21 protein-coding genes and 1 pseudogene are annotated in these 22,790 nt (G+C 55.9%); 17 read left to right on the forward strand and 5 right to left on the reverse strand.

What is annotated here, in order from left to right:
• Entirely contained in the window at positions 1-831 is an 831-nt protein-coding gene (choW, locus tag AC0L6A_RS06200; protein ID WP_473292893.1) for a choline ABC transporter permease subunit, read from the reverse strand.
• Positions 832-909: 78 nt separating this feature from the next.
• Positions 910-1,842, reverse strand: coding sequence for a choline ABC transporter substrate-binding protein (locus AC0L6A_RS06205; protein ID WP_473292895.1), 933 nt, complete (start codon positions 1,840-1,842; stop codon positions 910-912).
• 196 nt (positions 1,843-2,038) lie between these two features.
• Between AC0L6A_RS06205 and betI the strand changes: the two genes are divergently transcribed.
• From betI to AC0L6A_RS06225, 4 genes and pseudogenes are all read left to right on the forward strand, one after another.
• Positions 2,039-2,620, forward strand: a complete 582-nt coding sequence (gene betI, locus AC0L6A_RS06210) for a choline-binding transcriptional repressor BetI (protein ID WP_473292897.1) — start codon at positions 2,039-2,041, stop codon at positions 2,618-2,620.
• Positions 2,617-4,125, forward strand: coding sequence for a choline-sulfatase (gene betC / locus AC0L6A_RS06215; RefSeq protein WP_473292899.1), 1,509 nt, complete (start codon positions 2,617-2,619; stop codon positions 4,123-4,125). The genes betI and betC overlap by 4 nt, the downstream gene beginning before the upstream one ends.
• Before the next feature lie 22 nt (positions 4,126-4,147).
• Positions 4,148-5,804, forward strand: a pseudogene (gene betA, locus AC0L6A_RS06220) (choline dehydrogenase).
• 83 nt (positions 5,805-5,887) lie between these two features.
• A complete protein-coding gene (locus tag AC0L6A_RS06225) occupies positions 5,888-6,127 on the forward strand; it encodes a YdcH family protein (RefSeq protein ID WP_473292901.1) in 240 nt (79 codons plus the stop codon).
• A 47-nt stretch (positions 6,128-6,174) separates the two neighbouring features.
• Here the strand turns inward: AC0L6A_RS06225 and AC0L6A_RS06230 are convergent, their stop codons facing one another.
• On the reverse strand, positions 6,175-7,005 hold the full coding sequence (locus tag AC0L6A_RS06230; protein ID WP_473292902.1) for an alpha/beta hydrolase: 831 nt from the start codon (positions 7,003-7,005) through the stop codon (positions 6,175-6,177).
• On the reverse strand, positions 7,002-8,405 hold the full coding sequence (locus AC0L6A_RS06235) for a helix-turn-helix domain-containing protein (RefSeq protein WP_473292904.1): 1,404 nt from the start codon (positions 8,403-8,405) through the stop codon (positions 7,002-7,004). The genes AC0L6A_RS06230 and AC0L6A_RS06235 overlap by 4 nt, the downstream gene beginning before the upstream one ends.
• A 132-nt stretch (positions 8,406-8,537) precedes the next feature.
• On the opposite strand from AC0L6A_RS06235, the gene AC0L6A_RS06240 reads away from it, so the two are divergent.
• From AC0L6A_RS06240 to AC0L6A_RS06300, 13 genes are all read left to right on the forward strand, one after another.
• Positions 8,538-10,070: an acyl-CoA carboxylase subunit beta gene (locus AC0L6A_RS06240; protein WP_473292905.1), complete on the forward strand. Its 1,533-nt coding sequence runs from the start codon at positions 8,538-8,540 to the stop codon at positions 10,068-10,070.
• A 2-nt stretch (positions 10,071-10,072) separates the two neighbouring features.
• Positions 10,073-10,537 (forward strand): DUF6497 family protein, encoded by a 465-nt coding sequence (locus AC0L6A_RS06245; RefSeq protein ID WP_473292907.1) that lies wholly within the window; start codon positions 10,073-10,075, stop codon positions 10,535-10,537.
• Positions 10,538-10,551: 14 nt separating this feature from the next.
• Entirely contained in the window at positions 10,552-10,908 is a 357-nt protein-coding gene (locus AC0L6A_RS06250) for a hypothetical protein (protein ID WP_473293401.1), read from the forward strand.
• A gap of 328 nt (positions 10,909-11,236) precedes the next feature.
• Complete coding sequence (locus AC0L6A_RS06255; protein ID WP_473292909.1) at positions 11,237-11,443, forward strand: hypothetical protein; 207 nt, start codon at positions 11,237-11,239, stop codon at positions 11,441-11,443.
• Positions 11,444-11,586: 143 nt separating this feature from the next.
• Positions 11,587-13,632, forward strand: coding sequence for an acetyl-CoA carboxylase biotin carboxylase subunit (locus AC0L6A_RS06260; RefSeq protein WP_473292911.1), 2,046 nt, complete (start codon positions 11,587-11,589; stop codon positions 13,630-13,632).
• A gap of 1 nt (position 13,633) precedes the next feature.
• Positions 13,634-15,187 (forward strand): hypothetical protein, encoded by a 1,554-nt coding sequence (locus AC0L6A_RS06265; protein WP_473292912.1) that lies wholly within the window; start codon positions 13,634-13,636, stop codon positions 15,185-15,187.
• A complete protein-coding gene (locus tag AC0L6A_RS06270) occupies positions 15,184-15,762 on the forward strand; it encodes a hypothetical protein (protein WP_473292914.1) in 579 nt (192 codons plus the stop codon). The genes AC0L6A_RS06265 and AC0L6A_RS06270 overlap by 4 nt, the downstream gene beginning before the upstream one ends.
• A complete protein-coding gene (scpA, locus tag AC0L6A_RS06275) occupies positions 15,759-17,885 on the forward strand; it encodes a methylmalonyl-CoA mutase (protein WP_473292915.1) in 2,127 nt (708 codons plus the stop codon). Before AC0L6A_RS06270 ends, scpA begins: the two co-directional genes overlap by 4 nt.
• A gap of 66 nt (positions 17,886-17,951) precedes the next feature.
• On the forward strand, positions 17,952-18,566 hold the full coding sequence (locus tag AC0L6A_RS06280; RefSeq protein ID WP_473292916.1) for a VOC family protein: 615 nt from the start codon (positions 17,952-17,954) through the stop codon (positions 18,564-18,566).
• A complete protein-coding gene (locus AC0L6A_RS06285; RefSeq protein ID WP_473292917.1) occupies positions 18,563-19,039 on the forward strand; it encodes a GNAT family N-acetyltransferase in 477 nt (158 codons plus the stop codon). Before AC0L6A_RS06280 ends, AC0L6A_RS06285 begins: the two co-directional genes overlap by 4 nt.
• A 31-nt stretch (positions 19,040-19,070) precedes the next feature.
• Positions 19,071-19,751, forward strand: coding sequence for a TerB family tellurite resistance protein (locus AC0L6A_RS06290; RefSeq protein ID WP_473292919.1), 681 nt, complete (start codon positions 19,071-19,073; stop codon positions 19,749-19,751).
• Complete coding sequence (locus tag AC0L6A_RS06295; RefSeq protein WP_473292920.1) at positions 19,751-20,776, forward strand: endonuclease/exonuclease/phosphatase family protein; 1,026 nt, start codon at positions 19,751-19,753, stop codon at positions 20,774-20,776. Before AC0L6A_RS06290 ends, AC0L6A_RS06295 begins: the two co-directional genes overlap by 1 nt.
• Positions 20,777-20,812: 36 nt before the next feature.
• The gene (locus AC0L6A_RS06300) at positions 20,813-21,145 is read left to right on the forward strand and encodes a hypothetical protein (protein ID WP_473292922.1); all 333 of its coding nucleotides are present in this window, start codon (positions 20,813-20,815) and stop codon (positions 21,143-21,145) included.
• A gap of 54 nt (positions 21,146-21,199) precedes the next feature.
• On the opposite strand, the gene AC0L6A_RS06305 is transcribed toward AC0L6A_RS06300, so the two are convergent.
• A complete protein-coding gene (locus AC0L6A_RS06305) occupies positions 21,200-22,750 on the reverse strand; it encodes a Ppx/GppA family phosphatase (protein ID WP_473292923.1) in 1,551 nt (516 codons plus the stop codon).
• Positions 22,751-22,790 lie beyond the last annotated feature (40 nt).

The raw sequence follows: 22,790 nt of genomic DNA on the forward strand, positions 1-22,790 counted from the left end.
TCAGCGCTCCACGCGAAGAATACGGTCGAGCATGATGGCGACGACCACGATGATGAATCCGCTTTCAAAGCCAAGCGCCGTGTTCACTTGGTTCAGGGCGCGCACAACCGGCACACCCAGACCGTCCGCACCGACAAGGGCGGCAATAACGACCATCGACAGTGATAGCATGATGGTTTGGTTCAGACCTGCCATGATTTGCGGCAACGCGTAGGGAAGTTCGACCTTCCAAAGGGTTTGGCGTGGCGTGGCGCCAAAGGCTTGTGCCGCTTCCAAAAGGGCCGGCGGGGTTGAGCTGACGCCCAAATGGGTCAGGCGGATTGGGGCAGGCAGTACAAAGATCACGGTTGCGATCAGGCCGGGCACCATACCGATGCCAAAGAAGACAATTGCGGGGATCAGATAGACGAACGTGGGAAGGGTCTGCATCAGATCAAGGATTGGGCGCATCGCCTTAAACAGACGGGGCCGGTGGGCCGCCGCGATACCAATGGGCGTGCCCACAAGCATACAAACCACGCAAGCCGACAGGACAAGCGTCAGGCTTTCGGTGGTTTCTTCCCAGTAATCTTGGTTGAGAATGAACAGAAAGCCCAAGGCCACCAGAAGGCAGGTTTTCCAATTGCGTTGAATAAGCCAAGTGATGCCGACGAAAACAGCGGTTGTGAACAGCGGGTGCGGTGTCTGAAGCACCCAAAGGATCGCGTCGATCAACCCCTCCATCAGCCAGGCAAGCCAGTCAAAGAACGGCTCTCCGGTTTCCTGAAGCCAATCGAAAAGCTTCTTAGCAGTCTTGCCGACCGGGATCTTCGTTTCTGTCAGCCATTCCATGCTGCGCCCTTTCCACTGGGAGGGGGATCAAGAAAAACGCGCCGGGGATTGCCCGGCGCGTTTCTTAGGATTGTGGGATCAAAGACCCAGCGCGCCTTTCACGGCGGCAACAGCATCGCCACCATCCATGGTGGTCACGCCATCAAGCCAAGCCATGAACGCGTCGGGATTGGCTTTCAGCCAAGCCTTTGCGGCATCTTCGGCATCTTCACCGTCGTTCAGGATTGCGCCCATGATCTCGTTTTCCATAGCAAGCGAGAAGGTCAGGTTTTGCAGCAGTTTACCAGTGTTGGCACAGTCAGCGACATAGCCCGCGCGGGTGTTGGTATCGACAACAGCGCCGCCCAAGTTCGGCCCGAAGAAATCGTCACCGCCGGTTAGGTAGGACATCTCGAAGTTGGCGTTCATCGGGTGGGGTTCCCAGCCAAGGAAGACGATCGGCTCGTCTTTTTTGTCAGCACGGGCGACCTGCGCCAGCATGCCTTGTTCCGAACTTTCGGCCACTTCAAAGCCCTCAAGGCCAAACGAGTTGCCGTCGATCATTGACTGGATCAAACGGTTGCCGTCATTGCCCGGCTCGATGCCATAGATTTTGCCTTCCAGAGCATCCGCATGGGCGGCGATGTCAGCGAAATCCTTGATGCCCAGATCAGCAGCGGCCTTGTTCACGGCCAGCGTATACTTTGCGCCTTCAAGGTTGGTGCGCACGGTGTCGACGGTGCCAGCCTCGCGATAGGGGGCAATGTCAGCTTCCATGGTGGGCATCCAGTTGCCCAGGAAAATATCAACGTCGCCTTCTGCTAGCGACGTGTAGGTCACAGGCACGGACAGCACTTTGATGTCGGTCTCATAGCCCAAAGCCTCGAGAACAACCGAGGTTGCAGCGGTGGTTGCGGTAATGTCGGTCCAGCCTACATCCGAGAAGGTGACTTCGTGGCAATGACCGTCAGCGAATGCGGTCGACGCAACGGCCGAAAGGGCCAGTGCGGACAGAGTGGATTTGAGGTTCATATCGTAGCTCCCTGTTATTTGGTGCGGTTCCAAAATCTGGTGATCCGCATTGAACGGACCAATCTGTTCAACCCTAACGCAGCCTGCGAGGAGGGGAAACCGGCATTCATTGGGATCGGACGGTGCTTTTTATTGATTGACGAGTCAATTAAAAAAACGCAACGCTGTGCAAATCTAATGATGGCAAGGGGATGAAATGCCCAAAGTTGGAATGGAACCCATTCGTAAGGGTGCGCTTGTGCAGGCCACGATTCACGAGATCGGGCGCGCGGGCAGTCTGGATGTGACAGTCACACAAATCGCCAAGCGTGCTGGGGTTTCCAGTGCGCTGGCGCATCACTATTTTGGCGGCAAAGATCAGATCTTTCTGGCGGCGATGCGTCATATCCTGTCGGTCTATGGGGCGCAGGTGCGCGCAGCTGTTATGGGGGCCAAGAACCCGCGTGACCGTGTGGAAGCGATCATTCGCGCAAACTTTGAGGCTGGCAATTTTCGTCCTGAAGTCATCAGCGCATGGCTAAATTTTTACGTCCTATCTCAAAGCAATGATGGGGCACGCCGCTTGTTGCGTGTCTATCAGCACCGACTGCATTCCAACCTTGTCTACGGGCTGCGTCCCCTTGTCGGAGAGGCCGCGCATGAAGTCGCGGATACGATCGCTTCTATGATCGACGGGCTCTATATCCGTCACGCGCTGCGCGAGGAAACCCCCAGCGGCACGCGCGCTTGCGAACGCGTTTTGAACTGCCTTGATGTCATTTTGGAGAAACATGCATGACGAACCCAAATATCCTGATCATCATGGTGGACCAGCTGAACGGCACCTTGTTCCCCGACGGTCCAGCAGATTGGTTGCATGCGCCAAATCTGAAGAAACTGGCCGCGCAGTCGGTGCGGTTCCAGAACGCCTATACGGCCAGCCCATTGTGCGCGCCCGGACGGGCCAGCTTCATGTCTGGGCTTTTGCCACGCCGCACCAAGGTCTACGACAACGCGGCCGAGTTTGCCTCGGACATTCCGACGTATGCGCATCACCTACGACGCGCGGGTTACCAAACGGCTCTTTCGGGCAAGATGCATTTCGTTGGTCCCGACCAAATGCACGGGTTCGAGGAACGTCTGACCACCGACATCTATCCCGCCGATTTTGGCTGGACGCCGGATTATCGCAAACCCGGTGAACGGATCGAATGGTGGTATCACAACATGGGGTCCGTGACGGGGGCAGGGGTCGCCGAGATTTCGAACCAGATGGAGTATGATGACGAGGTGGCATATAACGCCTGCGCCAAGCTTTACGATCTGGCGCGCGGCCATGATGAACGCCCTTGGTGCCTGACCGTCAGCTTCACGCATCCGCATGATCCATACGTGGCACGCCGTAAATACTGGGACCTCTATGAGGATTGCGAGCACCTGCTGCCTGAAGTGCCGGCAATGGACTACGACGATCACGACCCGCACGCCCAACGGATATTTGACGCCAATGATTGGCGCAACTTCGACATCACCGAAGACGACATCCGCAAATCCCGCCGCGCCTATTTCGCCAACATTTCCTATCTTGATGACAAGGTCGGCGAGATGCTGGATATCCTTGAAAACACCCGCCAGGAAGCGATCATCATGTTCGTATCCGACCACGGCGACATGCTGGGCGAACGTGGGTTGTGGTTCAAGATGAACTTCTATGAGGGCTCTGCACGCGTGCCTTTGATGGTGTCCGCGCCCGGACTTAAGCCGGGGTTGGTTGAGACGCCGGTTTCAACGCTCGACGTGACACCCACTCTGGCCGATCTGGCGGGGGTCTCGCTGGACGAAGTGAAGCCGTGGGTTGATGGCGAAAGCCTTGTGCCTTTGGCGAAAGGTGAAGAACGCACCAGTCCTGTGACGATAGAATATGCGGCCGAGGCGTCGTATGCGCCGCTGGTGTCGCTGCGGTACGGCAAGTGGAAATACAATCGCTGTGCGCTAGATCCTGATCAGTTGTTCGATCTTGATGCGGACCCACACGAGTTGGTGAACCATGCGAAGGATCCTGAACATCAGGGCACGTTAAACTCTTTGCGCGCGAAGTCGGAAGCCCGATGGGATCTAGATGCTTATGACAACGAGGTGCGCGAAAGTCAGGCCCGCCGCTGGGTCGTCTACGAAGCGCTGCGCAACGGGGCCTATTTCCCGTGGGACTATCAGCCGCTCCGCAAGGCCTCTGAGCGCTACATGCGCAACCACATGAACCTCGACAATGTTGAAGAGAATGCCCGCTTTCCCCGCGGCGAGTAACCCCAGAACTGACGGAAAGACAATGCAAGCAGAATACATCATCGTTGGCGCTGGCAGCGCAGGTTGCGCAATGGCCTATCGGCTGGCCGAGGCTGGCAAACGCGTTTTGGTGATCGAACATGGCGGCACCGATGCTGGGCCGTTCATCCAGATGCCAGCAGCACTTAGTTACCCCATGAATATGGGGATGTATGATTGGGGTTTTCAGACAGAACCTGAACCGCATTTGGGCGGGCGGACGTTGGTTACACCGCGTGGCAAAGTGGTCGGTGGGTCAAGCTCGATCAACGGGATGGTTTACGTTCGCGGTCACGCAAAGGACTTTGACTATTGGGCTGAACAAGGCGCAGACGGTTGGTCCTATGCGGATGTGCTTCCGTATTTTAAACGGCAGGAAAACTGGCACGACAGCGGCCATGGAGGAGAGGCGGATTGGCGCGGCAGCGATGGCCCGCTGCACGTGACCCGAGGACCGCGTAAAAACCCGCTGTTCCACGCCTTTGTCGAGGCCGGGAAACAGGCTGGGTATCAGGTGACTGATGACTATAACGGTCAAAAGCAGGAAGGTTTCGGCCCGATGGAGCAGACCGTATGGCAAGGGCGGCGCTGGTCAGCGGCAAATGCCTATCTGCGCCCCGCGCTGGAACGCGAGAACTGCGAGCTGATCCGGGCCTTCGCACGGAAAGTCGTGATCGAGGACGGTCGTGCTGTAGGCGTCGAAGTTGAACGCGGCGGGAAAATCGAAGTGATCCGGGCTGAGGCCGAGGTGATCATCGCAGCAAGCTCGATCAACTCACCGAAGCTTTTGATGCTGTCCGGCATTGGTCCGGCCGCGCATCTGGCGGAGCATGGGATCGAGGTCGTGGCGGATCGTGCGGGTGTTGGGCAGAACCTTCAGGATCACCTTGAGGTTTATGCGCAATATGCCTCGAAACAGCCGATCACGCTGTATCGTTACTGGAATCTAATCTGGAAGGGCATTCTGGGTGCGCAATGGTTGTTTACTAAGACAGGTCTGGGCGCGTCCAACCAATTTGAAAGCGCGGCGTTCATCCGTTCGAAAGCGGGCGTTGAATACCCGGACATCCAGTATCACTTCCTACCAATTGCCGTGCGCTATGACGGGCAAGCAGCGGCCGAGGGCCACGGGTTCCAAGCCCACACCGGCCCAATGCGGTCGCCCTCTCGTGGTGAGATCACCTTGAAATCTGCGGAATCCAAACGAAGCCCCGCGGATTTTCTTTAACTACATGTCGACCGATCAGGATTGGGAGGATTTCCGTAACTGTATCCGCCTGACCCGCGAGATATTCTCGCAGCCCGCGTTTGAGCCTTTCGTGAAACACGAAATTCAACCAGGTAACGCGTTGCAGACCGATGACGAGATCGACAGCTTCATCCGTGAACATGCTGAAAGCGCCTATCACCCCTGTGGAACGTGCCGGATGGGCCGCGCTGATGATCCGATGGCGGTGGTTGATCCCGACCTTCGTGTGATCGGCGTGGAAGGGCTGCGATTGGCCGATAGCTCTGTGTTCCCACGGATCACCAATGGCAATCTCAATGGGCCCTCAATCATGGTTGGTGAAAAGGCATCCGATCATATTTTGGGGCGTCGCTTGCCTGCGGCGAATGACGCGCCATGGATTCATCCAAACTGGCAAAATTCGCAACGCTGAGGGTGGTTTTTGATCCCTGTCAAAGCGGGGTGGGCCTGCCATGCGCAAACTTCAAATGACTTTTGACAGAGGAGAACACGCGAATGTCACACACCCCGCATGAGCTGCACGAGGAATTTCCTGAATTCGCTGAGAAAATGAGCGATCTGAAGCAATCAGATGCCCATTTTTCCAAGCTTTCAGATGAGTATCACGACCTGAACCGTGCGATTCACCGGGCTGAAACCAATGTAGAACCAACGGATCAGTTCAACGAAGAAGAAATGCGCAAAAAACGCGCAGCGTTGAAGGACGAGATTTACCGGCTTTTGTCCGCAGCGTGATCGCAATTCATCATAAGTAAAAAGGCCGGGTGTTGACCCGGCCTTTTTTATTTTCCGTGAATTTCTTGCAACCAAAGCCGCAAGGGTTTGCGAACATTCTTGCGCCAGATCGAAGTGTGCCCAGCGTGCGGCCGGGCGGCGAAGACTTTATTCTTGCTGGGGGAAAGCTGAAAAAGCTTTTTTCCCATACGAAAGGGAACCACTTTGTCCTTTTTGCCATGCATGATGAACAGCGGAGATTTCACTTTTCGGATTACGCGTTTTGATGGCCACAAATCAGTGCGGCCAGCAAAGAACGGTACCAAAACGGGATTCTTCGCGGCTGTCAGGTCCAACAAAGACGTATACGGTGCTTGTAAAATGATTGCAGAAGGGGGACGTGCTCGACCCGCTTTGCTTGCAGCAACCTCAAGCGCAACCCCTGTGCCAAGGCTTTCCCCCATCAGAATAATCTGCTTGCTTCCCGTCATCTTAGGGATGTCCTTGTAAAGCTGATTAGCCAGCTTTTGGATCAACTTGCGACTTGGTTGGCCTTTGCTTCCCGCCATGCCGGGATATGCCATGGCGACCACACCGTATCCTCTGTTGAGGAACCAACGAAATTTGTGTCCCCTTGTGTAAAGGTTGCCGCCAGAGCCGGGTAAATACATCACGGTCGGCTTGCCTTTCTTTGGCTTGCCTACCCAAAGGATAAGGCCTTTGTATCTTACCTCTTGAAGGCGTTCGTCAGACTTGTGTGGATTGCGGCGCTTTTGGCTGAACTGGTAAAAAGTGCGTCGTTCCATTTGGGTTGCAAAGCTCTCGGCGCGCACGGGTTTGGGGCCCGAAGCAACTACGAAAGCCAGTGCAAGCAGGATGGGTAGGAAAAACTTGTTCATCTTGAAATCTCGTAAGGAAGTGTTCCGCGCGAATATGGGTCTACTTTCAGCTTACGTTCAAGGGGTGGAACCGACCGTTGATGACACAGCTGGCGTTCACAGATTCTGCACGAGATCCCGATAGGCTCGAATGCAGCATCATTGGACACGTCAAAATCGTCTGCGTAGACCAGCTCTCCGGCATGTTTGACCTCGCAGCCCAACCCGATCGCGTAGCGCCGGACCGGGGCATCGAAGCTACCACCTGATTTGGTTACATTTCGCGCCAGACAGAAATACCGAACCCCGTCGGGTGTTTGCGCCAGTTGACGCAAGAAACGCCCAGGGGTTTCAAAGGCTTGGTGGACATTCCAGAGCGGGCAAGCGCCGCCAAATCTGGCAAACTGCAGACGGGTTGCAGAGTGTCGTTTGGTAATGGTTCCCGCCTGATCCACACGGACGAAAAAGAAGGGGATGCCCTTTGCTCCGGGGCGTTGAAGGGTGGACAGCCTGTGGGCAATCTGTTCGATCGATGCACCGAAACGATCAGCCAGTCGTTCAAGGTCGTGACGTGTCTCGTGCGCGGCGGCAAGAAACTGCTCATAAGGTAAAATGGCAGCGCCTGCGAAATAGTTCGCAAGGCCCAGTTTCGCAATCGATCTGGCCTCTTCTGTTTGGAACCGTGCAAAATCCAACGTGGCCTCCAACAAGGCGTCCTGCGTCAGCAGGGCCACTTGCATCAAAAGTTGGAACTCCTGTGTGGCACGCGGAGGGCGCGTAGAGAGTGTCAGTTCGCGCGTTTCGACATCGTAACTGCGTACTTTCTCGGCATCTGCACGTATAAGAGTGATGCCCCGGTCATTCAGCACGGATTCAGCCATCGCTGCCTGCCCTAGACCGCGCGATTTTCCCGTTTGCGCAAAGTGTTCTGCGGCACGATCCATCGCATCGATGTAATTGTCGCAATAGTGAAAGAAATCACGAACTTCTTCCCACGGGCTGGCTTGGCTGGGATTGTCATCATTCCCGATGTTTTGATCCATCGAAGCAAGCCGCTCGTGGCCAAGTCTGTAAGCGCGATGCAGCTCTAGCAATGCATGAGCCAGCGCTGGTGCATTTGACGCTGCAAGCCGTAGATCGGCCAAAGGTGGAATGTCGGAAAAAACTGGGTCCGCAAATGCTTCACGCATGTCTGTCACCAACCGTTCGGCGTCCCCTGTGGACAGTTCAGCCACGTCAAAGCCAAATTCCTGCGCCAAGGCCAACACCACACCCGTAGATACCGGTCGGTTGTTGTTTTCCATTTGGTTCAGGTAGGGAAGACTGACGCCCAGCTTTTCAGCAAAGGCTTTCTGGGTCAGATTTAGGCGTGTGCGGATTTCCCGAAGTTTCACACCCGCATAGAGTTTCTGGGTGGCCATAGCAGTTTCCTGAGTTCGCATATTTGCAATTTGCATTAGCATACTTGCATTTAATTTGCAAATTCGCCCCTTTTTACTTCCCGCCGCCGTCCAGTCCGGCTAGTTTGCAGCGAAATCAAGGAGTGCCGCCAAATGAAAGATATTCTCCACGAACTTGAAAGCCGTCGCGAAAAAGCCCGCCTTGGGGGCGGTCAGCGTCGGATCGACAGTCAGCATAAAAAGGGCAAGCTAACAGCGCGTGAGCGCGTTGAGCTTCTGCTCGATGAGGACTCGTTTGAAGAGTTCGACATGTTCAAAGCCCATCGTTGTACCGAGTTCGGCATGGAAGCCGACAAGCCAGCTGGCGACGGTGTCATCACCGGTTGGGGCACAATCAATGGCCGTCTGGTCTATGTGTTCAGTCAGGATTTCACCGTATTTGGTGGATCTCTTTCCGAAACGCATGCCGAAAAGATCTGCAAGATCATGGATATGGCGATGCAAAACGGCGCGCCCGTTATCGGCATCAACGATTCAGGTGGCGCACGTATTCAGGAAGGTGTCGCATCGCTTGCCGGCTACGCCGAGGTCTTCCAGCGCAACATTATGGCCTCCGGCGTGGTTCCTCAGATCAGTGTGATCATGGGGCCGTGTGCTGGTGGTGCAGTCTATTCGCCCGCGATGACGGACTTCATCTTTATGGTGAAAGACAGCTCATACATGTTCGTGACTGGTCCGGATGTTGTGAAAACAGTGACCAACGAAGTGGTCACAGCCGAGGAGCTTGGCGGCGCCTCGACACACTGTAAGAAGTCTTCGGTTGCCGATGGGGCGTTTGAAAACGACGTCGAAGCGCTTAGCGAAGTGCGCCGTTTGGTCGACTTCCTTCCGTTGAACAATCGCGACAAGGCTCCGGTGCGTCCGTTCTTTGATGATCCGGCGCGCGTGGATGATAGCCTGGATACTTTGATCCCAGACAATCCGAACTCGCCTTACGATATGAAAGAGCTGATCACGAAGCTGGCGGATGAAGGCGATTTCTACGAAATTCAGGAAGAGTATGCCAAGAACATCATCACCGGTTTTGTGCGTCTTGAAGGTCAGACCGTGGGCGTGGTGGCGAACCAGCCGATGATTTTGGCAGGTTGCTTGGACATCGACAGCTCGCGCAAGGCTGCACGGTTTGTGCGCTTCTGTGACGCGTTCGAAATTCCGATCCTGACTTTGGTCGACGTGCCGGGCTTCCTGCCGGGCACCAGCCAAGAATATGGCGGCGTCATCAAGCACGGTGCGAAGCTTCTGTTTGCTTATGGTGAAGCCACTGTGCCGAAAGTCACGCTGATCACACGCAAAGCCTATGGTGGTGCCTATGACGTTATGGCGTCCAAGCACCTGCGCGGCGACTTCAACTATGCTTGGCCCACTGCGGAAATCGCCGTGATGGGCGCCAAGGGTGCAACCGAGATCCTGTATCGCTCAGAGCTGGATGATCCAGAAAAGATTGCCAAGCGCACGCAGGACTATGAAGACCGTTTCGCCAACCCGTTTGTGGCGGCCGAACGTGGCTTCATTGACGAAGTTATCCAACCGCGTTCGTCGCGTCTTCGGATCAGCCGTGCCTTTGCATCGCTGCGGGGTAAGAAAGTTCAGAACCCCTGGAAAAAGCACGATAATATTCCGCTGTGATAATGGGTCGCATGGCGGGATATCTGGGCCTTCGTGGCCTGATTGGGGTGGCGGTTAGCGCCGCCACCCTGATCCCTATTGTTCCAACCACCGGTCTTGCCAAGGACGAGGGCTGGGACCCCGATTTTGAAATCGAAGTACCATCCGGCCAAAACATCACGTTTTTGGAAATTATACGCGGAGAGGACAGCGCGGTGGGAACCGCGATCCGATATCGGTTTCTGGCACCAGCCATTGGTCGAGCGCACCAAACAGTCGAATTTACTCAAGCCGAGGAGGACATGTCGGTGATTTGCCAGGACTACGTATTACCGCAGATCGTTGTGGCCCCCGGAGAGTTGCCCGATCAGATCATCATCGTGCTTGCAGACCGGCCGGTGGAACACGGTGTCATGGCCCCCGAGGCCACACAGTTTTTCGAAGCCTACCGTCCCGTCGACGGTGTGTGCGTGTGGGAGGGTTTCTAATGGCATTGCCATACATGCTGAAACACAAAGGTTTTCCAGGCCGTCTTACGGGCACGGACTTTCAGTTCACGATCCGTCGCTCCAGCAAAACCGGGGCCACGAAGCTAAGTGCGCGGGAACGCTATGCCGACCGCAGGCCTGCTGACCGGCGTGCGGACATAGGTTTTATGAAAGCGTTGTGGGAGAATTTCGGAGATCAGCCTTTCGAACGCGGCAACTTGGATGCCGGTCGTTTGTCTTGGTTGTTCGAACGCGAAGTTCTTGCAGCTCAGGACCCTTTTGACGCTGAAGACTATGAAGCTTTGCTGGTGATTGACGAGGCGCGCGCACGCGCGTCCTTCCCTGATGCGTTCGAGGATCAATCGGCATGAATTCGCCCGCAGGTTACATTTACCGGCAGAAAACAGCCCACCCAGCCCCGTCGGCTTTGTTCGGGGCTTGCGAACACACTGTTTCGTGTCAACATACCAATCATGCAGGGAACACATCCCCGTTCTCTGCAATGGTTTGTCAAAACCATTACCCTTCCCCTTCTTCTACCCGGTTCAGTGCATTAGCGTCTGAACCGGGCCTTTTTTCGTTGCTAGGCAGGCGTTTGCGCCGCGCGCCAAGCCGTGGATCGCGGAAAATTTCCTTGGGAAACTCCCGTTATCGGGGCATAATGACTGCAAGAATAAACTCTGAAAGAGGCAGTCAAAAATGCAGTTTACAAGAATTCTTGCAGGGTCCGTCGCCCTTGTCTTGCTGGCAGGATGCCAGTGGAACGACCTTCAACGCGCCGGGGCTGGCGCAGCCGCAGGCGCCGTGGTCGCAAAAGCAGCCAGCGGCAACCTTCTCGCCGGGGCAGTCATCGGTGCGGGCGCAGGTGCGCTTTGCGATGACGTCGGGGTCGGCATCTGCAACTGATCTGAAAACTTCCGGTTTCGTCTCTGACGTAGCCACCCAACACAATCGGCCTGCCGTGACCTTCGTGTCCGGCGGGCTTTTCTATGCCAATGTGCGCGATGGTTCTGCCCACCGCGCCCTCACATGAACCGAAAGGACAGGACATGTTCAAAAAGATCCTGATTGCAAACCGAGGCGAGATCGCCTGCCGCGTAATCAAGACTGCTCGTAAAATGGGCATCAAGACAGTCGCCATTTATTCGGATGCCGACCGTAATGCGCTTCATGTGAAAATGGCAGACGAAGCTGTTCACATTGGTCCGCCCCCGGCTAACCAATCCTACATCGTCATTGAAAATGTGATGAAGGCGATCAAGGAAACGGGCGCCGAGGCTGTCCACCCCGGTTACGGCTTCCTGTCGGAGAACTCGAAATTTGCTGAAGCGCTTGAGGCCGCTGGCGTGGCCTTTATCGGACCACCCAAAGGCGCGATTGAAGCGATGGGTGACAAGATCACTTCGAAGAAGATTGCTCAAGACGCCGATGTTTCCACGGTTCCCGGCTATATGGGATTGATCGAAGACGCGGAAGAGGCTGTTAAGATCTCGAACCAGGTTGGGTATCCCGTGATGATCAAAGCCTCTGCCGGTGGCGGCGGCAAAGGCATGCGGATCGCATGGAACGACGACGAAGCCCGCGAAGGGTTCCAGTCATCCAAAAACGAAGCGGCCAACAGCTTTGGCGATGACCGTATCTTCATCGAAAAATTCATTACGCAGCCGCGCCACATCGAAATTCAGGTTTTGTGCGACAGCCATGGCAACGGCATCTATTTGGGCGAGCGTGAATGCTCGATTCAGCGTCGCCAGCAAAAGGTAGTAGAAGAAGCCCCATCGCCCTTCCTTGATGAAGCCACCCGCAAAGCAATGGGTGAACAATCTGTCGCTTTGGCGCAAGCTGTGGACTATGCCTCGGCCGGCACCGTGGAGTTCATTGTCGATGGCGACCGGAACTTCTATTTCCTTGAAATGAACACCCGTTTGCAGGTGGAACACCCGGTGACCGAGCTAATCACTGGCGTTGATCTTGTTGAACAAATGATCCGCGTGGCGGCTGGCGAAAAGCTTGAAATGTCGCAAGACGACGTGACGTTGACCGGCTGGGCGATTGAGAACCGTGTTTACGCGGAAGACCCCTATCGCGGCTTCTTGCCTTCGATCGGTCGTCTGACCCGTTACCGTCCGCCCGCAGAAGTGGCCGCTGGTCCAATGTTGGAGAATGGCAAATGGGCGGACAAAGCCTCGAAGGGTAAAACTGCGGTTCGCAACGACACTGGCGTCTTCGAGGGCGGCGAAATCTCGATGTACTACGACCCGATGATCGCCAAGCTTTGCACATGGGCACCCACCCGTGACGACGCGGTCGAAGCCATGCGCAACGCGCTAGATGGGTTCGAGCTGGAAGGAATTGGTCACAACCTTCCTTTCGTCAGCGCAGTCATGGATCACCCGGTTTTCATGAAAGGCGAGATGACAACCGCTTTCATCGAAGAACAATATCCCGAGGGATTTGAAGGGGTTGAGCTGGGTAAAGACGCGTTGAAACGCATCGCTGCGGCTGCGGCCGCAATGTACCGTGTTGCGGAAATCCGTCGCACTCGCATCTCGGGTCGCATGGACAACCACGAACGTAAGGTTGGTAAGAACTGGAGCGTCGCGCTTCAGGGTGAAGAGTTTGCTGTGAAGATCAAGGCAGACAAGAAAGGGTCGACCATCAAGTTCGAAGATGGATCGAAAATGCGCGTGACGTCCGACTGGACGCCGGGCGATAGCCTTGCCACGCTGAAAGTGGACGGTGAGCCCTTGGTTCTGAAGGTTGAAAAGATCACCTCGGGCTTCCGCATGCGTTCGCGCGGTGCGGATCTGAAGGTCCATGTGCGCTCGCCGCGTCAGGCCGAGCTTGCCCGTCTGATGCCGGAAAAACTACCGCCGGATACGTCGAAAATGCTGCTCTGCCCGATGCCGGGTCTTGTGGTGAAGGTCGATGTGGAAGTCGGTCAGGAAGTACAAGAAGGTCAGGCCCTTTGCACAATCGAGGCGATGAAGATGGAAAACATCTTGCGCGCCGAGAAGAAGGGTGTCGTCTCCAAAATCAATGCAGGTTCGGGCGATAGCCTGGCCGTTGACGAAGTGATTATGGAGTTCGAATAAGATGGCCAATGCCACCACTTTGTCCCGGACTTCAGGGCAGCTGACATTTACCTCGGTAATTGTTGGCGTGGTGGCTTTCGCACTTTATCAGGGTGTGTCCCTGATCCGAGCGGGTGTTTTCGAATACCCGCTCGACGATGTTTACATCCATCTTGCGGTGGCAGAACAGATTGCTGCCGGTGGATATGGGGTGAACCCGGGTGAGTATACCTCTGCTGCGTCATCGCCAATTTATCCTCTATTGCTGACCCCCTTTGCCGGGACGGCTGCACAAGTCTGGCTGCCGCTGTTTTGGAACAGTTTGGCATTGGTTCTGGCTTGCGTGCTTTGGGCGCGGATCGTGGTGCAAACGGGTGTATCGCGCGGCTGGATGCTAACCTTTGCAGCACTTGGACCCTTGGCGTTTAACTTTGCCGGTGCCGCGATGGTCGGAATGGAGCATAGCCTGCATATTCTGGCCAGCCTTGCCGTCTTACGCGGGTTACAAACCCAGATGGATGACGGCCGTATCAGCTGGCTTTTGATTGCCGGAATGGTGCTTGGTCCAATGGTTCGATTTGAAGGGCTGGCGGTCACCGGGGGTGGGGCGCTTGCGCTTTTGCTGATGGGGCGCTGGGCCGCAGGCATCGGGCTATTCGCAGGGGCGACCGTCTTGGTCGCAGGTTTCATGTGGTTCCTGACATCGCTTGGGCTTGAGCCCCTGCCGAATTCGGTCATGGCGAAACTGTCTGGCAGCGGCCATGTGCGTTTTTCAATCACCGAATTGCCAATCAAGGTGTTGGTGCAACTTTTCTCGCACAAAGCGGTTGTGCTGTTGATTGCATTGCTCTGCGCGCTCGTGTTGCTGGTACGACCCAGTGCAGACGGCCCGCGGCGCAACGCGTTGCTTGCGGGCGCGCTTTTCACTGGTTTTGGCCACCTTCTGTTGGGCCAGTTTGGTTGGTTCGAGCGTTACGAACTATATGCGATGGCATTCGTTTTAGGCCTTATGATGCTGGTCGTTTTGAAAGACCAAACCCTCCACACGATGCGGCTTCTTCTGCTGGTCGGCTTCGGTTTCCTGGGGGCAAGCTACGGACAATGGTTGCTGTATTACGGTACCAATGGCCCGAACGCGATCCACTCGCAACACGGCAATATGGGGCACTTTGTGAAAGAGGTTTACCAAAAGCCGGTCGCGGTGAACGATTTGGGCTTTGTGGCTTGGGCAAACCCCAACCGGGTGCTCGACCTTTGGGGACTTGCCTCATACGAAGCACTTAAGATCCGATTGGATGATCCCTATCCCGGCTGGGCCGCCGACCTTGTTGACGAGGCAGGAGTTGAACTCGCCATCGTTTATGATCGCTGGATCGATGCAGGTATCGGCGAAGCTTGGGTCAAGGTGGGAACGCTGACCTTCACCGGAGGTCCTGCCTTTCTTGGCGGGTTTGACGTAAGTTTTTATGCGACGAAGCCAGCGGCCGCAGCCGATCTTCGCCGCCAGCTAACCGGCTTTGTTCCCGAGGTGCAGGGTGATGCCGTTCTCACCGTTATCAATGAGGGCGAAGGATGAGCTTTGTTCGCCGCATTCCTTTGATTGCCGCCACCAGCGTTTCGCTTCTGTCGGGATGCAATCTGCATCGCGAAACGACCCTTCGAACAGCGTTGGAGCAGTACTTCATGTTGGGCGACACCTTGTCTTTCCAAAGCAAGCTGACATGCACCGCTGCAGTTTTCCGCGCCGTCCAGAATGACGTCATGGCCGATATGCCACTGGCCGAGACCAGTGTTGAAGCGCAGGAGTTGTTTCGCAATACGGGCAAAGCTGCGGTTCGCGCGGCGGATAAAACGCCGCATCAACTGACCGACGAAATGCTGACGACCGAGGATGGCGCCTTTGGGCGGCAAGCCCTTGCCGCCGCGGCGTTGGTCGGGAAATGCCTGTCGGATGCAGACAGCCAAGACTTCCATCGTGCCCTAACCCGCCCGGGTGCGGTGTTGGCCTATGACACCGGTGTTGGGGGGGTGATGATCCTCGACCCCGTTGAACGAAAACTCTTTTTTGCCGCCGGAGTATCCCCTTTGACCCGCGGCCCAGAACCAGCCAGCGCCCAAGGGCGCGCTAAGACGAAAAGGACCACAAGATGACCGATACGAAGAACTGGAAGGAACTGGCCGAGAAGGAACTTCGCGGTCGTGCCCTTGATGACCTGACCTGGAATACGCTGGAAGGCATCGACGTGAAGCCGCTGTATACGTCTGAAGACACGGCGGATCTGGATCATATGGGCACGCTGCCAGGATTTGGACCCTTCACCCGTGGTGTGAAGGCCACCATGTATGCGGGCCGTCCTTGGACCATTCGCCAGTATGCTGGCTTCTCGACCGCTGAGGAATTGAACGCCTTTTACCGCCGCAACTTGGCTGCCGGTCAGCAGGGTGTTTCGGTCGCGTTCGACCTTGCGACCCACCGAGGCTATGACAGCGACCACCCGCGCGTGGTTGGCGATGTTGGTAAAGCTGGTGTGGCCATCGACTCGGTCGAGGATATGAAAATCCTCTTTGACGGCATTCCGCTGGACAAGGTTTCGGTTTCGATGACCATGAACGGCGCTGTCATTCCGATCCTCGCCAACTATATCGTTGCTGGGCAAGAGCAAGGTCATGACAAATCGCTGCTGGCAGGCACCATTCAGAACGACATTCTGAAAGAGTTCATGGTGCGCAACACCTATATCTATCCGCCTGAACCGTCGATGAAGATCATCTCGGACATCATCGAATACACTTCGAATGAGATGCCGAAGTTCAACTCGATCTCGATCTCGGGCTACCACATGCAGGAAGCCGGCGCGAACCTTGTGCAGGAGCTTGCCTATACGCTTGCGGATGGTCGCGAATATGTGCGTGCTGCGATTGAAGCTGGCATGGATGTGGACAAGTTCGCAGGGCGCCTGAGCTTCTTCTTCGCCATCGGCATGAACTTCTTTATGGAGGCCGCAAAATTGCGCGCTGCCCGTACCCTGTGGCATCGCGTGATGACGGATTTTGGCGCGAAGTCTGAGCGTTCAAAAATGCTGCGCACTCACTGCCAGACTTCGGGCGTGTCGCTGCAGGAACAAGACCCCTATAACAACGTGATCCGCACCGCTTATGAAGCGATGTCGGCGGCGCTGGGCGGGACACAGTCGTTGCACACCAACGCGCTGGACGAAGCGATTGCGCTGCCCACCGATTTCTCGGCCCGGATTGCGCGTAACACCCAGATCATCTTGCAAGAAGAAACCGGCGTGACCAATGTGGTCGATCCGCTGGCGGGATCTTACTACGTGGAAAGCCTGACTGACGAGCTGATCAACAAAGCTTGGGAGCTGATGGAAGAGGTCGAAAGCATGGGTGGAATGACCAAGGCTGTGGCCTCGGGAATGCCCAAGCTGCGGATCGAGGAATCCGCCGCCAAGCGTCAGGCGATGATCGACAAGGGCGAAGAAACCATTGTCGGCGTAAACAAGCACAAGCTTGATAAAGAGGACCCGATCGAGATCCTGGACGTCGACAATGTGGCCGTGCGTGAAAGCCAAGTGGCCCGACTTGAACAGATCCGTGCAACCCGCGACACCGCCGCTTGCGAGGCCGCTTTGGCCGAACTGACCCGCCGTTCCAAAGAAGGGGGCAACCTTCTGGAAGCTGCCGTTGAAGCCGCCCGTGCCCGTGCATCCGTAGGAGAAATTTCCATGGCTATGGAAGATGAGTTTGGCCGCCACCGCGCCGAAGTGAAAACGCTGGCTGGTGTCTATGGCGCTGCTTACGAAGGCGACGAAGGTTTTGCGGCCATTCAGAAATCGGTCGAGGAGTTCGCCGACGCTGAAGGCCGCCGCCCGCGTATGTTGGTGGTGAAGATGGGGCAGGACGGTCACGACCGTGGCGCCAAGGTTATCGCCACCGCCTTTGCCGATATTGGCTTTGACGTCGACGTGGGGCCGCTGTTCCAGACGCCTGACGAAGCCGCGCAGGATGCCATCGACAACGACGTGCATATCGTTGGGATTTCCTCGCAAGCCGCAGGTCACAAAACGCTGGCGCCGCAACTGGTGCAAGCTTTGAAAGAACAGGGCGCCGAGGATATCATCGTAATCTGTGGCGGGGTGATCCCGCAGCAAGATTATGATTTCCTTTATGAAAATGGGGTGAAGGCCATCTTTGGCCCCGGCACAAATATTCCGGAAGCCGCTCAGGACATCCTGAAACTGGTGCGTACAACGCGCACCTAAGGCTAAAAATACTTGCGGCTGGCGGTTTTTCCCGCCAGCTTCCTCTCAGACCATTGGGGGAACAAAATGGCTCTGGGAAAGATCGATCATCTTGTGGTGTCCTCCGCGACCCTGTCAGAAGGCGTCGCGTATATCGAGGACCTGCTTGGGGTGTCCATGACGGTGGGAGGAGACCACCCGCTCATGGGCACCCACAATGCCCTTCTATCCCTTGGCCCAGAGACCTATTTGGAAGTGATCGCAGTTGATCCGGAAGCTACCGCACCGGATCATGCGCGTTGGTTTGATCTGGACTATTTCACTGGCCCGGCAAGACTGACCAATTGGGCGCTTCGCGTGCCGAACCTGCATCAGGCATTGTTGCGCGCGCCGGAAGGATCCGGGGATGAGCTGCACTTGTCACGCGGCGATTTGCATTGGGACATGGCAGTGCCAAATGACGGGCGGTTGCCGTTTTCTGGATGCGCACCGGGTTTGTTAAGCTGGCAAGATCAGATGCCAGCCCCACGTTTGCCAGATCACGGGTTAAGGTTGGCGGCGCTTGAGATCACGCATCCAGAGGCCGAGGCGCTTGCCGTCGCACTGCATCCACTTGTTGAAGACAAACGCATCTCACTCCATTCAGGGGAAGCAGGCATATCCGCTTGGATCGATACGCCCAACGGCCTGGTACAGCTGTGATAATTCGCGCGGCGACGGCGGCGGATGCACCGGCAATCTTGAAGCTGTGGAACCTTGCCATCCTAGAGACGTTGATCACCTTCAATTCGGTGGCAAAAACCCTTGAAGACGTTACCAATATGATTGGAACGGCCAAAGTGGTGCTTGTTGCTGAAGATCAGGACTACGTGCTGGGTTATGTCAGTCTTGACCAGTTTCGTGCTGGCGCTGGATACGCCCATACTGCCGAACACGCGATCATGTTGACCCCGGAAGCCCGTGGTCGCGGCATTGGCCGCGCTTTGATGCAAGCGTTAGAAATCGCGGCACGTGAGTTGGGCTATCATTCTGTGATTGCGGGGGTTTCCGCCTCAAACCCAATGGGGGAGCCTTTCCACAAGGCCGTTGGTTTCAAAACCATTGGGGTGGTCCCCGAAGCGGGTCGCAAATTCGGCCAATGGCATGACCTTATCTTGATGCAGAAAATCCTGTGACCCGCTGATGAAAGCCGCTAACACTGCATCTATGTCGATTTGGTCCCGTATCTCAGATGCGCTTTCCGCGCTTGCCAAAGGTGAAACCCTTTCGGACGTGTTTTCGCATTTGCGCACACCGCCCGACCGCTCTGCTGGTTTTGCAATCGCAGTGATAGCTTTAGGTGCGAAAATGGCGAAAGCCGACGGGCTTGTGACTCGGGATGAGGTTTCTGCCTTTCGTGAAGTCTTCACCATCCCGAAATCCGAGGAAAAGAACGCAGCGCGTCTGTTCAATCTGGCCCGTACCGATGTGGCTGGATTTGAGCTTTACGCCCAACGGGTTGCGGCAATGTTTGGTCCGGATGACCCAGCGCTGTGCGACTTGATGGAAGGGCTTTTCCACATTGCGCTGGCGGATGGGGAATACCACCCAGCTGAAAATGCGTACCTTGAAGAGGTGTCGCGCATATTCGGCGTGGACCCTATACGGTTTTCCGCATTGCGCTCGCGTATGGTGCCCGATGACCACCCCGATCCTTATCAGGTTTTGGGCGTCCCGCGTGACGCTTCGCTTGAAGATGTCCGCAAGGTTTGGCGTCATGAGGTACGTGAAAGCCACCCGGATCGCATGATCGCGCGTGGTGTTCCCATAGAAGCATTGAAGCTGGCCGAAAGGCGTCTAATCGCAGTCAACCGCGCTTGGGAAGAGATCAACGAAGGTCACAGCTGATGCGTATCGCAACCTACAATGTCGAATGGTTCAACAGCCTTTTTGACGACGCTGGAAAGCCCCTTATCGATAACGGATGGTCTGGGCGGCAGGATGTGACACGGGCAGCCCAGTTCAAGGCGGTGGGAAAGGTCTTCTCTGCACTTGATGCAGATGCGGTGATGATCATTGAAGCTCCTGACGAAAACCGAAGACGCTCGACGGTTCCGGCGTTGGAAGGCTTTGCTGATCATTTTGGATTGCGTGCGCGCAAAGCCATGATCGGTTTTGCCAACGACACACAGCAAGAAATCGCGCTGCTGTATGATCCTGACATTGTAAGTGCGCGCCATGACCCATTGGGGGCCGAAAAGGTCGAGGATGCCTTTGCTGCGCCTCGTTTCGATACCAGTTTCCAGCTTGATCTAGATACGGATTCTTCACCCGAAGCTGTCGTATTTTCCAAGCCGCCGTTTGAAGTGGAATTAACCCACCGCCAAAGCAGGAAGTTTCTGCGGTTGATCGGTGTGCATGCAAAGTCGAAGGCACCACACGGTGCACGCGGCGCGGCCGAGGTTATGCGTGTCGCAATCGAAAATCGACGCAAGCAGATGGCGCAGTGTATTTGGCTTCGACGTCGTGTGGATGAACATCTTAACGCAGGTGATTCACTGATCGTTCTAGGCGATTTCAACGATGGTCCAGGTCTTGATGAGTACGAGAAACTTTTTGGCCGTTCCGGGGTCGAGATCGTGTTGGGTGAAGGTGACGCCCCTTGCATGTACGACCCGCACGCGCGCATGGCCTTGACGCATCGCACCAGCGCGCGGCCAACAACCTCGCGCTTCTATATCGCCAAGGAAAGGCGGTATTTGCAGGCGCTTTTGGACTATATCATGGTGTCGCCCGACCTGCTGAAGACCAAGCCGACATGGCGTATCTGGCACCCGTTTGATGACCCGGAATGCTATCAGGATGTTCCAATGCGTGAAGCGCTTTTGGCGGCTTCTGACCACTTCCCGGTTTCGGTTGACCTGACACTCTGACCTTCACATTCGGCAAAGACTGCCTACATTCAAGGTATGAAACAGATTGCAAAAACACCCGTTTTGGCAGCGCTTGTTGCTGTTGGCCTAAGTCATGGCATTGCGGCACAAGACACGACGCCCCCCGAGAACCCTGAATTGTCTGAGGGGGCTGAGCTTTTGAACCGTGGGTTCCAGCTTTTGCTTGAGGGATTGGCAAACGAGATTGAACCAATGGCGGAAGAGTGGTCCGAAGGATGGGCCAAAATGGTCGAGAAATTTGGCGACATGCAGGTATATCATCCGCCAGAAGTCCTGCCCAACGGGGATATTATCATCCGCCGTCGAGAACCGCTTGATCGGCCAGAGCCGGGTGAGACGGATATTTAGACACCAGCGCGGAAGCTTCGCCTTAATGAATGCTTGGTAGTTTCGCGAAACGCTTTAGTCAGATTTGCGCTTCTTCTTCACAATCGGTGTGGCCTCAAGGGCGTCGGCCAATGTCTGGAACCGGGCTTCGGCCACCTCTCCAAACAGTCCGTCAGCCTCTTTTTTAAGGATAAGCACCAATTCTCGTTTTTTCGGGAACCAGCGCAGCTCTCCCATTTGGGTCGGATCCACGACCGAGAACATGGCCCCAAACCGCATTGCTTTGCCTAAGACCTCGGCGCGGGCCTGCATTTTTTCCGGTAAGATGTCGAACAGGGGCTCGAACCGCGATCCTTCGCGGCTGTTTTTGTAGCGGTGCAGCAGTGCCAACCCAAGGAACACACGTTGTTCATGCGTCAAACCGCCCAGATTGGCGCGTGTGGCGTTGTCGAAACAAACCTCATGCCGGTAATCTGGGTGCGCGCGCCAGCTGACATCATGCAGCAAGCAGGCGGCGCGAATGATACGCTGATCCTCGTATTTCACGGATTTATAGAGCGGAGTCAAAAAGCGAAACAACGCCTTACCAAAGCCGGGATTGCGCGCGTCTTTGTTTTCCGCGTGATAGCAGGCTTCGATCAACGGATCGCGCTTGCGCAACCTGTCCGGCATCTGTTCATACAGCAGCCCTTCGCGGATACCGTAGGAGCTTACGGCAATCTCTTTCGGACGGAACACGCGCATCAGGCGTTTCAGAACCTGCGCTGCAATCGGCACCAGCGCCATACGCGCGGCAGAGGTGCCCGTGTGTTGGCGAATTTCATCCAAATCAACCTCTTCAATCCATTTCAGGGTCTTGGAAAGCGATTTTGGCGACATGCGATATTCGTGAAGAACGGTCAGGGGGTAGCCCCGCCGCTCCATATCAAGCCGTGCGATGGCGCGCCAAGACCCGCCCACAAGGTACAGGCGTTTGTGATCTGTCCCCATTTGGTCAGCGAGCTGATCAACGACGCGGGCAATTTCGGCTTTCAGCCCCTTCTTTCCGCCGGGAACAGCGGCCAGTTTCAGCGGACCAAGCGTAGAGGTAACGCGTTTGCCAACCTCACCCTTGCTAATATGAGCAAGCTCAAGGGACGACCCGCCAATGTCGCACATAAGCCCTTGGGCTTCTGGCCAGCCAAGCAGCACACCTTGCGCTGACAGGCGGGCTTCTTCTTCGCCATCGATGACGTACAGCTCAAGCCCGGTTTCTTTCAGTACTTCTTGGCGGAATTCGGGGCCATCATCTGCGTCGCGTACAGCCGCGGTTGCGACGGCTGATAGGGGGCCAAGGTCCATTCCTTCGGCGAGCCGTTGAAAACGTTTGATGGCTGATAGGGCGCGTGCCCGGCCTTCTGGGTGAAGGCGCCCGGTTTCTGATAAACCACGACCCAAACCACATAGGATTTTTTCGTTAAAAAAGTATGCGGGTGATCGCGCAGCACCATCAAACACAACCAGCCTGACCGAGTTCGAGCCGACATCGACAACACCAACGCGGCTAAGGGCACGCGCGGAAGGATCATCAAAAAGCGGTCGTCCAAACGGGCCCCAGTCGTCCCCGGTGTCACCACGTCCGTCCATAGAATCCCCCTGAATCACTGAAGGTAGTCTAGCGGTGCAC

It is taken from the genome of Aliiroseovarius sp. D2-2 (genome assembly GCF_055809455.1).

What these genes read in the sequence shown, in the direction of transcription:
- choW (WP_473292893.1), bottom strand. Translation starts at nt 831, where the DNA reads ATGGAATGGCTGACAGAAACGAAGATCCCGGTCGGCAAGACTGCTAAG.
- AC0L6A_RS06205 (WP_473292895.1), bottom strand. Translation starts at nt 1,842, where the DNA reads ATGAACCTCAAATCCACTCTGTCCGCACTGGCCCTTTCGGCCGTTGCG.
- betI (WP_473292897.1), top strand. Translation starts at nt 2,039, where the DNA reads ATGCCCAAAGTTGGAATGGAACCCATTCGTAAGGGTGCGCTTGTGCAG.
- betC (WP_473292899.1), top strand. Translation starts at nt 2,617, where the DNA reads ATGACGAACCCAAATATCCTGATCATCATGGTGGACCAGCTGAACGGC.
- AC0L6A_RS06225 (WP_473292901.1), top strand. Translation starts at nt 5,888, where the DNA reads ATGTCACACACCCCGCATGAGCTGCACGAGGAATTTCCTGAATTCGCT.
- AC0L6A_RS06230 (WP_473292902.1), bottom strand. Translation starts at nt 7,005, where the DNA reads ATGAACAAGTTTTTCCTACCCATCCTGCTTGCACTGGCTTTCGTAGTT.
- AC0L6A_RS06235 (WP_473292904.1), bottom strand. Translation starts at nt 8,405, where the DNA reads ATGGCCACCCAGAAACTCTATGCGGGTGTGAAACTTCGGGAAATCCGC.
- AC0L6A_RS06240 (WP_473292905.1), top strand. Translation starts at nt 8,538, where the DNA reads ATGAAAGATATTCTCCACGAACTTGAAAGCCGTCGCGAAAAAGCCCGC.
- AC0L6A_RS06245 (WP_473292907.1), top strand. Translation starts at nt 10,073, where the DNA reads ATGGGTCGCATGGCGGGATATCTGGGCCTTCGTGGCCTGATTGGGGTG.
- AC0L6A_RS06250 (WP_473293401.1), top strand. Translation starts at nt 10,552, where the DNA reads ATGCTGAAACACAAAGGTTTTCCAGGCCGTCTTACGGGCACGGACTTT.
- AC0L6A_RS06255 (WP_473292909.1), top strand. Translation starts at nt 11,237, where the DNA reads ATGCAGTTTACAAGAATTCTTGCAGGGTCCGTCGCCCTTGTCTTGCTG.
- AC0L6A_RS06260 (WP_473292911.1), top strand. Translation starts at nt 11,587, where the DNA reads ATGTTCAAAAAGATCCTGATTGCAAACCGAGGCGAGATCGCCTGCCGC.
- AC0L6A_RS06265 (WP_473292912.1), top strand. Translation starts at nt 13,634, where the DNA reads ATGGCCAATGCCACCACTTTGTCCCGGACTTCAGGGCAGCTGACATTT.
- AC0L6A_RS06270 (WP_473292914.1), top strand. Translation starts at nt 15,184, where the DNA reads ATGAGCTTTGTTCGCCGCATTCCTTTGATTGCCGCCACCAGCGTTTCG.
- scpA (WP_473292915.1), top strand. Translation starts at nt 15,759, where the DNA reads ATGACCGATACGAAGAACTGGAAGGAACTGGCCGAGAAGGAACTTCGC.
- AC0L6A_RS06280 (WP_473292916.1), top strand. Translation starts at nt 17,952, where the DNA reads ATGGCTCTGGGAAAGATCGATCATCTTGTGGTGTCCTCCGCGACCCTG.
- AC0L6A_RS06290 (WP_473292919.1), top strand. Translation starts at nt 19,071, where the DNA reads ATGTCGATTTGGTCCCGTATCTCAGATGCGCTTTCCGCGCTTGCCAAA.
- AC0L6A_RS06295 (WP_473292920.1), top strand. Translation starts at nt 19,751, where the DNA reads ATGCGTATCGCAACCTACAATGTCGAATGGTTCAACAGCCTTTTTGAC.
- AC0L6A_RS06300 (WP_473292922.1), top strand. Translation starts at nt 20,813, where the DNA reads ATGAAACAGATTGCAAAAACACCCGTTTTGGCAGCGCTTGTTGCTGTT.
- AC0L6A_RS06305 (WP_473292923.1), bottom strand. Translation starts at nt 22,750, where the DNA reads ATGGACGGACGTGGTGACACCGGGGACGACTGGGGCCCGTTTGGACGA.